The organism is Vogesella perlucida, assembly GCF_979366545.1.
Genome location: NZ_CEETRO010000003.1, coordinates 170,559 through 182,969 on the forward strand (window position 1 = coordinate 170,559; position 12,411 = coordinate 182,969).

The 12,411-nt window shown below is 61.3% G+C and carries 11 protein-coding genes; 3 read left to right on the top strand and 8 right to left on the bottom strand.

What is annotated here, in order from left to right:
- Positions 1 to 44 precede the first annotated feature (44 nt).
- The 3 genes from ACZ9XP_RS05675 to ACZ9XP_RS05685 all read right to left on the bottom strand — a co-directional run bounded on the left by ACZ9XP_RS05675 (position 45) and on the right by ACZ9XP_RS05685 (position 2,142).
- Positions 45 to 782, bottom strand: coding sequence for a pseudouridine synthase (locus ACZ9XP_RS05675; protein WP_465188130.1), 738 nt, complete (start codon positions 780 to 782; stop codon positions 45 to 47).
- Positions 783 to 927: 145 nt separating this feature from the next.
- The gene (locus ACZ9XP_RS05680) at positions 928 to 1,476 is read right to left on the bottom strand and encodes a YfaZ family outer membrane protein (RefSeq protein WP_465188131.1); all 549 of its coding nucleotides are present in this window, start codon (positions 1,474 to 1,476) and stop codon (positions 928 to 930) included.
- Between the two features lie 36 nt (positions 1,477 to 1,512).
- On the bottom strand, positions 1,513 to 2,142 hold the full coding sequence (locus ACZ9XP_RS05685) for a YceH family protein (RefSeq protein ID WP_147688106.1): 630 nt from the start codon (positions 2,140 to 2,142) through the stop codon (positions 1,513 to 1,515).
- Positions 2,143 to 2,294: 152 nt separating this feature from the next.
- Between ACZ9XP_RS05685 and ACZ9XP_RS05690 the strand changes: the two genes are divergently transcribed.
- A complete protein-coding gene (locus ACZ9XP_RS05690) occupies positions 2,295 to 3,056 on the top strand; it encodes a TlyA family RNA methyltransferase (RefSeq protein ID WP_147688107.1) in 762 nt (253 codons plus the stop codon).
- Positions 3,057 to 3,102: 46 nt separating this feature from the next.
- Here the strand turns inward: ACZ9XP_RS05690 and ACZ9XP_RS05695 are convergent, their stop codons facing one another.
- Positions 3,103 to 3,588: a universal stress protein gene (locus tag ACZ9XP_RS05695; protein WP_147688108.1), complete on the bottom strand. Its 486-nt coding sequence runs from the start codon at positions 3,586 to 3,588 to the stop codon at positions 3,103 to 3,105.
- A gap of 207 nt (positions 3,589 to 3,795) precedes the next feature.
- On the opposite strand from ACZ9XP_RS05695, the gene ACZ9XP_RS05700 reads away from it, so the two are divergent.
- Positions 3,796 to 4,071, top strand: coding sequence for a hypothetical protein (locus tag ACZ9XP_RS05700; protein ID WP_147688109.1), 276 nt, complete (start codon positions 3,796 to 3,798; stop codon positions 4,069 to 4,071).
- A gap of 57 nt (positions 4,072 to 4,128) precedes the next feature.
- Here the strand turns inward: ACZ9XP_RS05700 and ACZ9XP_RS05705 are convergent, their stop codons facing one another.
- The 3 genes from ACZ9XP_RS05705 to ACZ9XP_RS05715 all read right to left on the bottom strand — a co-directional run bounded on the left by ACZ9XP_RS05705 (position 4,129) and on the right by ACZ9XP_RS05715 (position 8,260).
- A complete protein-coding gene (locus ACZ9XP_RS05705) occupies positions 4,129 to 5,484 on the bottom strand; it encodes a glutamine synthetase family protein (RefSeq protein ID WP_465188132.1) in 1,356 nt (451 codons plus the stop codon).
- A 190-nt stretch (positions 5,485 to 5,674) separates the two neighbouring features.
- On the bottom strand, positions 5,675 to 6,892 hold the full coding sequence (locus ACZ9XP_RS05710) for a GGDEF domain-containing protein (RefSeq protein WP_170253733.1): 1,218 nt from the start codon (positions 6,890 to 6,892) through the stop codon (positions 5,675 to 5,677).
- 108 nt (positions 6,893 to 7,000) lie between these two features.
- On the bottom strand, positions 7,001 to 8,260 hold the full coding sequence (locus ACZ9XP_RS05715) for a glutamate-5-semialdehyde dehydrogenase (protein ID WP_147688112.1): 1,260 nt from the start codon (positions 8,258 to 8,260) through the stop codon (positions 7,001 to 7,003).
- A gap of 265 nt (positions 8,261 to 8,525) precedes the next feature.
- Here ACZ9XP_RS05715 and ACZ9XP_RS05720 point away from each other — a divergent pair, with 265 nt between their 5' ends.
- On the top strand, positions 8,526 to 10,424 hold the full coding sequence (locus ACZ9XP_RS05720; RefSeq protein ID WP_147688113.1) for a propionate--CoA ligase: 1,899 nt from the start codon (positions 8,526 to 8,528) through the stop codon (positions 10,422 to 10,424).
- Positions 10,425 to 10,554: 130 nt separating this feature from the next.
- Here the strand turns inward: ACZ9XP_RS05720 and ACZ9XP_RS05725 are convergent, their stop codons facing one another.
- On the bottom strand, positions 10,555 to 12,183 hold the full coding sequence (locus tag ACZ9XP_RS05725; protein ID WP_206211388.1) for a methyl-accepting chemotaxis protein: 1,629 nt from the start codon (positions 12,181 to 12,183) through the stop codon (positions 10,555 to 10,557).
- Positions 12,184 to 12,411 lie beyond the last annotated feature (228 nt).

The window sequence follows — 12,411 nt, forward strand, 5'->3', positions numbered from 1 at the left end:
AGCAAAAGCCCCGGTCTTGTGACCGGGGCTTTTGCTTGCTCACCCTAGAACTTCTCGCTTTCCAGCAAGTAGCGCCACTGCCCCTGCTGCAAATCGCCCAGGCGCACGCGGCCAATGCGGATGCGGTGCAAGCATTCGATCTCCAGCCCCACAGCGGCGCACATGCGCTGGATATGGCGGCGCTGCTGCTGGCGCAGCACAAAGCACAGCTGGCGGTCGCTCTGGCGGCTGACACGGGCAGCGTCCAGCGTATCACCCTCTACCAGCACGCCTTTACCGAGCGTGGCCAGCTGCTCGGCTGTGGCAGGGTTTTTCAGCCATACCAGGTATTCCTGTTCGCACTCGCCTGCCAGCAGCTTGCGCGCCACGCGGCCATCCTGCGTCAGCACAAGCAGGCCGGAGGCGTCCACGTCCAGCTTGCCCGCTGCGGCCAGCTTGTGCTGGTGCTTTTTCAGGAACATGACGCCAGATCGGTCTTGCTCGGCACGGGTTTCCGGCTTGACCAGCAGCCAGGCCGGGCGCTCGCCCTGCATCTCGGCCGGGCCACTGACAAAGCCCACCGGCTTGTACAGCAAAATGGTCACGCGCTCGGCCTGTACGTTCAGCGCGCCGCTTTCCAGCGTCACGGTCTGCTCGGGGCGCACGCGGCTACCCAGCACGTTGACTACCACGCCATCTACTTTTACCAGCCCCTGCTCGATGAATTCGTCCGCTTCGCGGCGGGAGCATAAGCCCAGCTCGGTCATGCGTTTGGACAGGCGGATGGTGTTGTCGTCGCTCATGGCGCATACCTCTAAACATTCAAGCGGGGATTATCGCTGCTTTTGCCGCTGGCGCGGTGGGCAATACCGTACCCGCAGCCAAAGCAGCCGCAAAAAACCCCCTCGGGATACCCGGGGGGGTTGTCAGCCTGGGCATGCCGGCTAATCAGAAGGCGGCCGACACACCGGCGTACGCGCCATCAGCCAGCTTGATGTTGCGGCGGCCATCTTCACGCTTTACTTCTACCGTGCGGTAGCCTACTTCGATCCCCACCATTTTCAGCGGGCTCCAGCGCACGCCGGCCATGGTGTCGATTACTTCTTTTACCGTGCCGCTGCTGGCACCGGCGCCGGCATAGAAGCCATGCACAAAGGCCTCGGCACTCACGGGCAGGTCAACGGTGAGGCGGCCGCCGGCCATGGCGGCAGTGGCCGTGCCATTGGCTTCCAGGTACACCAGCTTGCCGCCTACGTCGACGCGCAGCAGCATGGGTACCGGCAGGCCGACCATGACACCCGCGGCGCCAAAGCTGGGTTTGTCGCCCAGCTTGTCCTTGTTGTCCGATTTGACATAGTCCAGCGCCAGGCCAGGGCCCAGGCCGGTAGGCATGCGGGTAACAAAGCGGTATTCGCTGCCCGCAGCAAGGGTGGTATCGCCAGCGTGGGCGGCAAAGGGCATGGCCAGCAAGGCGGCCAACAGGGTGTAGCGTGTCATTGTCGTTATCCGTTAATCATGAAGAGCGCCGCCATATTACGCGCTCGGCTGCTGCGCCTCCAGCGCTTCGATGCGCTGCAACATGGTAGCCAGCTGCGCTTCCAGCTGGGCTACCCTTTCCTGCAAGGCTGGCTCGGCTGGCGCTGCCGGGTTGGGCTGGGCCTGGGCTGGCGGGTGCAGCAAGTGAACCCAGCGGGCTTCGCGCTCGCCGGGCTGGCGCGGCAGTTTTTCTACCAGCGGGGGGTACTTGTCTGCCAGTGCCGCCAGTGCGGTTTCTACTTCGTCCACGCTGGCAAAGCTGTAGACACGGCCGGCACGGGTGCGCAGCTCGGCGCTGGTCTGGGCACCACGCAGCAGCAGCAGGCCCAGTGCGGCCAACCTGGCCCCGTCGATATTCCAGGCATAGTTCAGCCGGTGTTCGTACTTGGCCACGCGGCTGCCTGCCGGTATGCGCTCGGCCACCAGCTTTTGCGCCATCAGCTCGTCTAGTGCGCTGCTGATGTCCGCCTCGCTCAGGCTGAGTACCGGGTCACGGCTGGTGAGCTGGTTGCAGGCAGACTGCAGGGCATTCAGGGTGAGCGGGTAGCTGTCGGGGGTGAGCGCCTGTTTTTCGATCAGTGCGCCCAATACGCGCACGGTGTGCGGATGCAAAGTCAGATTGTCCATACCGGCACCTGTCTGGGGTGAAATGTGGGGGTGAAGATAGCAATAAATGAATGCATCATCGCACTGCTATCGTGCGCGGCCAAGCCCGCCTTGACAGTACCGGGCAGATTGCGCACCCTTGCGCGGTTTTGTACTGGCAGTAGGGGGCAGGAATGAAGCGCGTGGATCTTCTCTTGGTAGAACAGGGCCTGGCCCCGTCGCGTACGGCAGCACAGCAGCTGATCGAGGCTGGCCGCGTCAGCGTGGCTGAGGGCGTGGGCACGCGCGTGATCGGCAAGGCCAGCCAGAAGCTGCCGGATGATGCGGTATTCCATATCGTGCCGGACGAAGCCGACCGCTATGTATCGCGTGGCGGGCTGAAAATGGCCGGCGCGCTGGCAGCGGCCGGCCTGGACGATATCCAGGGCTGGCGCGCGCTGGACGTGGGGCAATCTACCGGCGGCTTTAGCGACTGCCTGCTGCAGGCCGGTGTGTGCCGTGTGGTGGGGGTGGATGTCGGGCACGACCAGTTGGCCGCACGGCTGCGCAGCGACGCACGCGTGCGCTATTTTGAAGGGGTGAATGCCCGTGCGCTGGACCACGCCGCGCTGCTGGCGGCCAACGACGGCGAAGCCTTCGACCTGATGGTGTGCGACGTGTCGTTTATTTCGGTGGCGCTGATCTACCCTTCCGCGCTGCCGCTGATCCGCCCGGGGGGCTATTTGCTCAGCCTGGTCAAGCCGCAGTTCGAGGTGGGGCGCGAGGGCCTGGGCCACGGTGGTATCGTGCGCGATGCCTCGCTGTATGCCGGCGTGGAAGACAAGATCAGCCGCTGCGTGGCCGAGCTGGGCTTTGACAAGCTGGGCTGGTTTGACAGCCCGATCAAGGGTGGCGACGGCAACCACGAGTTTTTCATCCTGGCGCGCCGCCGCTAGGGTTGCAGTGGGCCGCAGTGGCTGCTGGCACACACTGCGGCCAACCTTAGCCTGCGCTTGGCGCTGCGCTGTTGTCGTCTTCCGGGTTACGCACCACCAGCAGGGGCAAGGTGCTCTTGCGCAGTACCGACTCGGCAAAGCTGCCTAGCAGCAGGTGGCGCCAGCCACGATGGCCGTGCGTGCCGATCACCAGCAGGTCCGCCCCGGTTTCAGCGGCAAAGTCGACCAGTTGCCCGGTGGCGGCTTCGCTACCCTGGGGTGCTTCCAGCAGCTGCTGGCTGATGTCTTTTACACCATGTTGCCGTGCGTAGGCTGCTGCTTCATCCAGTACGGACTGTCCTTGTTTTCTGGCCTCGTCGTACAATGCTTGCGTATCCAGCAGGCCCGCACTGTCTACGGCAAAATCGTGCAGGCAAATGACGTGCACCAGGGAAAGATGGCTATTGGCCGACGCGGCAATACGCACGGCTTCGACCAGTGCAGGCCGGGCGTTATGGCTGCCGTCCAGTGCAATTGCGAGGTGTTTGTACATGAAACTCTCCTTACCAGTGGGTGTCCGATGCTTATCCAGATTGTGCTATAAGCGTGCTTGCAGCCCCTATGACTGCTTCGACCTTGCTTGATCTGGTGCAAATGCTGTCGTGTTCGTATTTCTACCAATCACCAAAATGAGGCAATTCAATTATCATGTCAGGTACGTTACCTAAGGGAGGCTGATGTGCTGGGAATCTTCATTCTTGTGATCTGTATTCTTTTTGCCGGCTTGGCTTGGTTCTTTTACCGCCAGGGCAAAAAACAGAAAAACCATCCCCCCAGCCACACCCTGTACGCCGCCCATACCCAGCGCCGTGTCCTGACGCCCACCAGCCACATGACCGGGGAAGCCTACGGCAAGCTGCTACGGGCCGCCCAGGGCGACCGCCAGCAGGTGGAGCTGTGGATTGTCGAGGCGCAGTGCAATATGACCGGCTACACGCGCAGCGAGATCATCGAGCTGCTGGCCAAAGAACGCTAGGCCGCTCCCGCCCTGCATGAAAATGCCCCGCTCCGCGGGGCATTTTCATGGCTGCCATCAAGCCAGCACGCCCAGATAGCGGCGCTCCCAGGCGGTAATTTCATTGTGGAAGCTGGCGAGCTCCACCTCTTTCACCGCCGCATAAGCCTCGCTGAATGCCTTGCCAAACAGCTGCGTGGCCGCCTCGCCTTGCTGCATGCGCTCCAGTGCGGCATCGAGCGTACGCGGTAGCGTATCGCCGCTGTCCGGCTGCAAAAACACATTACCGCTTACCGCCGGGGCGGGCTGCAGGTTTTGCTCCATCCCCAGCAGACCTGCACCCAGGCTGGCCGCCAGCGACAAATAGGGGTTAGCGTCGCAACCGGGCAAACGGTTTTCCACACGGCGCGCCTGCGGTGCCGACAACGGTACGCGCAAACCGACCGAGCGGTTATCTACCCCCCAGCTCAGGTTCACGGGTGCCGCCAGATTTTTGACAAAACGGCGATAGGAATTGGGGCTGGGGCAGTACAAGGGCATCAGCTCGGCCAGATAGCGCTGCATGCCGGCAATGAAGCCATAAAACAGCGGGCTTTCGCTGCCATCCGGCAGGCTGAAGATATTGCAACCGTCGCGGTCTACCACGCTCTGATGCAGGTGCATGGAGCTGCCCGGCTCGCCCGCCAGCGGCTTGGCCATGCACACCACATTCAGGCCATGCTTGTTGCCGGTTTCTTTCAGCAGGGTCTTGAACAGAAAGGTCTGGTCGGCCAGCGCCAGCGCATCGCCATGCTTGAGGTTGATCTCGAACTGGCTGGGGCCCATCTCGTGCACCCAGGTATCGGTGGCGATACCCAGCATTTCGCAGCCTCGATAGACATCATCAAAGAACGCTTCCAGGTCGTTCAGGGTACTGAAGCTGAACGAATCGAAGCCGCGCTCGCGCCGGCCACTGCGCAAGGCCGGTGGCTGAAACGGCGCATCACTGTCAGGGTTGGCCGCAAACAGATAAAACTCCAGCTCGGGCGCCACCACCGGCGTCCAGCCGTGTGCAGCGTAGCGCTGTAGCACTTGTTTCAACACCGTGCGCGGGGCAAGCGGCGACAAACTGCCATCGTGATCGATACAGTCACACAGCACCAGCGCCCGTGGTGTGCTGGCCCAAGGCAGCTGGCGCAGGGTGGCCATATCGGGCAGCAGGGTGACATCCGGGTCTTGTTCGCCATAGAAACGGTAATCGGGAAACTCGCCTACGCAGCTCTGTATCGCAACGGCGCGCGCAATGCGCAGCTGCTGACCATCGATGAAAGCCTGTCGTGGCAAGGTTTTGCCGCGGGCAAAACCGGTGACATCCGCAAAAGCCAGCTCGACATCACGAATACCCAGCTGGCTGAGCCATTGCGCCTGCTCGGCGTGCGGTACGGGGTGGGACATACGGCATCTCTCCTGTTATGGGCCTGGCCAGGGTGGCTGGCTGGCACGCTATGCAAGGAGTATGCACGGGGCTATTCCGCAATCAAGCACATTGTTCCGCTCAGCAGAACTGTTTAAAAAATTAAGCCCAAAGTACAGCCAGTACGGGTATCCGCGCCACAGTGATACGCGGTATGCGGCCCAGAGCTTGTTAATGCAAGGCCGTGCATTGGTTACGGCCCATGCGTTTGGACTCGTACATGGCCTGGTCGGCACGGCGCAGCCAGTCATGCAGGCCATCCCCTTCTTTAAGCTGGGTCACGCCAAATGACGCGGTGACGACCAGGGATAAAGGTGCCGATAGCAACGGGCTGGCAGACAGCACCGTGCATAAGCGCCTAGCCAGCAAGGCGGCTTCTTGCAACCGTGTGCCCGGCAACAGGATGATGAACTCTTCGCCACCAAAGCGCGCCAGCAGGTCGTTTGGCCTCAGCTGTGCTGCCAGCCTGCGTGACAGAGCGACCAGCACGTCGTCGCCAATGTCGTGGCCGTAGGCGTCGTTGATCGTCTTGAAATAGTCGATATCCAGCATGATCAGGCTGCAGACCTCTTGCCCGCTTTCCCATCGCATCAGGTGATCGTTCAGCGCTGCAATCGCTGCCCGCCGGTTGGGTAGCTGGGTCAGCTCGTCCTGGTGCGCCATGCTACGAATAGTGCCCAGTGCAGCTTGTAAACGGCTGTGCTCTGCTTGCAGGGCTGTGAGCGACTGCTCCGCCCGCGTATTGGCCTCCAGCAACGCGTCGGTCAACATCCGAGCCTGCAAGGCTGCACGCACACCCTGCACCAGCTGGCGGTTAACCACCCCGCTGTAGACAATGAGCAATAAGGCATAGAGGGCACCGGCAATCGCCACATACACGTCCAGCGGCTGGGGGTAAAAAACGGCGTACAGCAAGACCGGCAGGTAGATACCCAGCAGGAAAACCACGACCGATGTCCAGAACATCGAATGCACCAGTACCACCATGGCGCAGATACCGCTGAGGATGATGTACACCATCATGCCGAATACCGGGGTGGCAATCGGCATCAGAAACCACACACTGGCCCCCCAACCCAGCCCCAGCAGGCATTTGGAACCAAGGTAGAGGCGCACCCAGCGCTGTTTGTTGGCTGGCTGCGTCTCAGCCAGCGCCTGGGGGAAACAGCAGGCCAGATTGACGATGACGATCAGGGTGATCAACACACTCCAGGTATACAGCGGCTGCAGATCGGCCAGGTGCTCGGCATGGCTCAGATACAGCAAGAGTGCAGCCGCCACAGGCGTGGACAGGCTGGCCACAAAGCCACGCCTGGCAACCAGCCGGATGCGCTCGCCAAGTACGGCATCGGCAAGGAGGTGGTCGTCCACCTGGACTTTCGCAGACATGCTGGCCCCCCTGGTGCAAAACGAGCCCGGCCAAGACGGGCACGCGTGCTTTGTCGTGCCGGGGCAGCCGTACTGGCCGCCCCTTGCCTGCATCAAGGCACGCTATGGCTAGCCTCGTACCTGACCGTCGCCCAGTACGATCCACTTCTGGCTGGTCAGGCCATGCAGCCCGACCGGGCCACGCGCATGGATCTTGTCAGTAGAAATACCGATTTCAGCCCCTAGACCGTACTCGAAACCATCGGCAAAGCGGGTACTGGCATTGACCATCACGCTGGCCGAATCCACCTCGCGCAGGAACTGGCGCGAACGGGCATAGTCGTCGGTCACGATGGCGTCGGTATGGTGGCTACCGTAATGGTTGATGTGCTCGATGGCATCGTCGATACCCCCCACCACCTTGATGGCCAGCACCGGTGCCAGGTATTCGGTACTCCAGTCATCGAGAGTAGCCGGTACCACCTTGTCACCCAGAATGCCGCGTGTGCGTTCGCAACCACGCAGCTCTACGCCCTTTTCCCAGTACGCTGCGGCCAACCTTGGCAAGATAAACTCGGCAAAAGCGGTGTGCACCAGCAGGGTTTCCATGGTGTTACAGGTACCGTAGCGGTGGGTTTTGGCATTCAGCGCGATATTGAAGGCTTTTTCCGGGTTGGCCGTGTCGTCGATATAAACATGGCAGTTGCCGTCCAGGTGCTTGATCACCGGTACCCGTGCATCGCGGGTGATGCGCTCGATCAGGCCTTTGCCACCACGCGGCACAATCACATCCACAAACTCGGTCTGGGTAATCAGCTCGCCCACGGCGGCGCGGTCGGTGGTTTCCAGCACCTGCACCACGTGCTGCGGCAGGCCAGCCACGCGCAGGCCTTCGTGTACGCAGGCGGCAATGGCCTGGTTGCTGTGGAACGCTTCCGAGCCGCCACGCAGAATCACCGCATTACCGGATTTCAGGCACAGGCCAGCGGCGTCGGCGGTCACATTGGGGCGTGCTTCGTAGATGATGCCGATCACCCCCAGCGGTACGCGCATCTTGCCCAGCTGGATACCGGACGGGCGGTAGCTGAACTCGCCCATCTCACCCACCGGGTCGGGCAAGGCAGCAATCTGGCGCAGGCCTTCTGCCATGCCGTGTACGGTTTTTTCCGACAGGGTCAAGCGGTCGATCATGGCCTCTTCCAGGCCATTTTTCCGCGCGGCCTCCAGGTCCTGCATATTGGCCGCGACCAAGCGCTCCAGATCACGCTCGATGGCATCGGCCATCGCGTGCAGGGCTTTATTTTTCTGATTGGTATCGGCGCGGGCGATGGCGCGGCTGGCCTTGCGGGCAGCCTGGCCAACGACATTCATATAGTGCTTAACGTCCATGGTCTTGTCCTGAAATACATAAGGTGTCCCTAGCTTTCAGAGTAATGCAAAGCGGGGGGACTAGGCCAGTGTTCATATCAAACCCTGCCGCTACTCGCGCAGTATCACTTTATAGCAAGCCTAGGTTTTATCGGTATTTATACAACGTTACCAGACCGGCAGCAGCCGGATACTGCAGCGCACGATTGACCACCAACGTGCTTACTCCTTATTTTGTCCGACAAGCAACCGCTTGACAGATGCACAAGACCTTCAGGAGACCGGCATGACCCCGTACCAGGCGTTTTATCAGCAATCCATCAACGAGCCCGAAACGTTCTGGGGAAGGGAAGCCAGCCGCATCCACTGGCATAAGCCATTCGATAAAGTGCTGGCGTACGACAAGCCCCCCTTTCGTGAATGGTTTGCCGGTGGCCTGACCAACCTCTGTTACAACGCAGTAGACCGCCACCTGGCAGAGCGCGCAGAACAAACCGCGCTGGCCTATGTGTCCAGCGAAACCGGTATCGAAACCGGCTACACCTTCCGCGAGCTGCATGAAGAAGTCGCCCGCTTTGCCGCCATCCTGCAGGCGCAGGGCGTGGCGAAAGGCGACCGCGTACTGATCTACATGCCCATGATCCCCGAGGCCATCTTTGCCATGCTGGCCACGGTACGGCTCGGGGCAGTGCACTCGGTAGTATTCGGCGGCTTTGCGCCAGCCAGCCTGGCCACCCGTATCGAAGACGCCAGCCCTAAAGTGCTGGTGACAGCCGACGCCGGCATGCGCGGCGGCAAGGTGATCCCCTACAAACCGCTGGTGGACGAAGCGCTGGGTTATGCCGGTGCCAGCGCACCAGGCAAGGTCATCGTGGTGAACCGCGGCCTGGCCGAGGCCCCAATGATGAAGCCGGGCCGCGACCTGGACTATGACAGCCTGCGCGAAGCGCACCTGCACGACCGTGCCGAGGTGGAGTGGGTAGAGTCCAGCCACCCCAGCTACATCCTGTATACCTCCGGCACCACCGGTAAACCCAAGGGCGTACAGCGTGACACGGGTGGCTACGCCGTGGCGCTGGCCGCCAGTATGGAATACATCTACGGCGGCAAGCCGGGCGAGTGCTACTTCTCTACCTCCGACATCGGCTGGGTGGTAGGCCACTCCTACATCGTGTACGGCCCGCTGATCAACGGCATGACCACGCTGGTATATGAGGGCCTGCCCATCCGCCCCGACGCCGGCATCTGGTGGCAGCTGGTGGAAAAATACCGCGTCAGCGTGATGTTCTCCGCGCCCACCGCCATCCGTGTACTGAAAAAACAGGACCCGGCGTGGCTGCACAAACACGACCTGTCCAGCCTGCGTGCGCTGTTTCTGGCAGGTGAACCACTGGATGAGCCGACCGCCAGCTGGATTGCCGGCGAGCTGAACATTCCGGTACTGGACAACTACTGGCAAACCGAAACCGGCTGGCCCATGCTGACCCTGTGCAATGGCGTAGAGAAAAAAGAAGTGAAATTCGGCAGCCCCGGCCTGCCGGTGTACGGCTTCAACGTGAAGCTGTTCAACGAGAGCACGGGCCAGGAAGTGGGCCCCGGCGAGAAAGGCGTGATCGGTGTGATCCCGCCGCTACCACCTGGCTGTATGAGCACGGTCTGGGGGCAGGACCAGCGCTTTGTGGACACCTACTTCAGCCTGTTCAAGGACAAACTGGTGTACTCCAGCTTTGACTGGGGCATCAAGGATGAAGACGGCTACTACACCATCCTTGGCCGCACTGACGACGTGATCAACGTCGCCGGCCACCGCCTGGGCACGCGCGAAATCGAAGAGGCTGTCAGCAGCCACAGTGCCATTGCCGAAGTGGCCGTGGTGGGCGTGGAAGACAGCCTGAAAGGCCAGGTGCCCAAGGCCTTTGCCGTGGTAAAAAACCCGGCCATCCTGGACGACCCGGCCAGCCGGGCCGCGCTGGAAAAAGAAGTCATCACCCGGGTAGCCGCCCAGCTGGGCGCCATTGCCAACCCGGCGCGGGTGTACTTTGTGAACCAGCTGCCCAAAACGCGCTCCGGCAAGGTGCTGCGCCGCTCTATCCAGGCGCTGGCCGAAGGCCGTGACCCGGGCGACCTGACCACCCTGGACGACCCGGCAGGCATCGAACAGATCCGCCAGATCATCCAGCAGTAATAGCAAGGGCGGCCCCGGCCGCCGGCTCCCCTTGGCTCCCCCTGTATCGAGGCAGGGGGAGCTTTTTTTGTGGCGTAGCCATAAAAAAACCCGGCCGCAGCCGGGTTTTTTTATGCGCAACAACGCACGCTTACAGCTTGAACGTGGCCACTACCGCGCCCAGATCCTGTGCGTGTACGCTAAGCTGGCTCGCGGCGGCAGCAGTCTGGTCTACCGTGCCCTGGTTGGTTTCGGTCATGGTCGAGATCACTTCGGCACGCTGGGCAATATCGCGTACCGCCAGCTGCTGCTCGCTCAGCGCCAGCGCAACCGACTCGATATGGCGGCTGATGTTGGCCGCATTATCACGAATGCCTTCAATCGCCTCGCTGGCCAGCCGGCTTTGCTCCACACCGTCTTGCGTGGCGGTCACACTACCCTGCATGGTACCGACCACCTCGTGCATACCGTGGCTGAGGTTATCGATCTGGCGGCTGATATCCACCGTAGCCTGGCTGGTGCGTTCGGCCAACTTGCGTACTTCGTCGGCCACCACGGCAAACCCGCGGCCGCTTTCGCCAGCGCGGGCGGCCTCGATCGCCGCATTCAGCGCCAGCAGATTCGTCTGATCCGCAATATCGTGAATCGTCTGGGTAATACTGGCGATGGTACGGGTTTGCGTACTCAGCCCATCCAGCGCTTCGGCAGCACCGGAAATATGGCTGGCAATGCCGCGGATATCGTCCGCAGACTGGCGTATCAGGCCCGCACACTGATTCACTGCAGCGTCGGCGTCGTGCGCCTCTTGCTCGACGTGTCGAATCTGCTCGGCCAGCTGGCTGATGCTCTGCAATACTTCTTCCACCGACACCGCTATCGCACGCGAAGCTTCACTCTGAGCATGCGAAGCATGCTGCACATCGTGGGCCGAGCGGGACAAATCACCTGCATTACCCTGTACCTGGCTAGCCAGATCACGAATGCGGCCGGTAATGTCACGCAGCTTGTCCTGCATATCGGACAACGCGCCCATCAGGCTGTTTTCGCGCCCGGCTGGCACGCGCAAGACGTGGCTTAGGTCACCTGCCGCGATATAGCGTGTCTGGCGCATGGCCTCTACCGGCTCACCGCCCAGGCTGCGGAACACGCGGCGATACTGCAGCACTCCGCCAGCCGTCACCAACAGAATCAGCAAGGCACTACTGAGCAGCAAGCTGGTTTGCGCCGAGGCAATCTGGGCCTCGCTATCACTCACGACTTGCTGCAGGTTCTGCTCTACCCGGCCATGCAAGCCGTCCAGTTTTTTGGTGAGTGCCTCGGCCCGCTCGTCAAAGCCGGTGCCGGGCGCCTTCATCAGGGCGTTGCCCGCATCCCGCCCCTGGTTAATGTAGGCATCCGCCATCTGCTGGCCTACCTGGTAAAAAGTGTCCAGCAACTGTCGTGTGGCCTGCGCATCATCCCCATACGCAGCGTCCAGTTGTTTGAGCTCGTCCAGTTGCTTGACTGCAGCCTGATAATGCTCTTTGGCATCACCAAAACCATCGCGGTCACCGGTAGCACTAGCGTCAGTAAGGAACTGCTGAATCTGGACCACATGGAAGCGCAGATCGGCCATGCGGTCTGACAGGCCGTCGGCTATCTGGTGCTCGTAACGGCTGTTGGCCATGATCTTGTTCAGGCCAATCGTCACCATGACGGTCTGGGCAATGGCCAGCAGGACAGTGACCACAACAAAGCTGATCAGCAGCGGGCGTAATTTGCGTGAGGAAGAAATAGACATCGGCGAGGCTTGCAAGAAAATGAACGTTGCTATTCTGAGGGTTTTTGCCTGGCAGCGCTTGCACTATCAGCCCAGCATTTGATCTGCGGCCAACTTCTATAAATGGCATGCTGCTGTCTGCGCCAGTCAGCAGACGTGCTTCACGGGCAGATTGCACCCGTTATGGCACTTGGCAGGGCGTGTCATGCCAATAGTTAAGGTGCAGGCACACGCTAGCGATGGAATGCC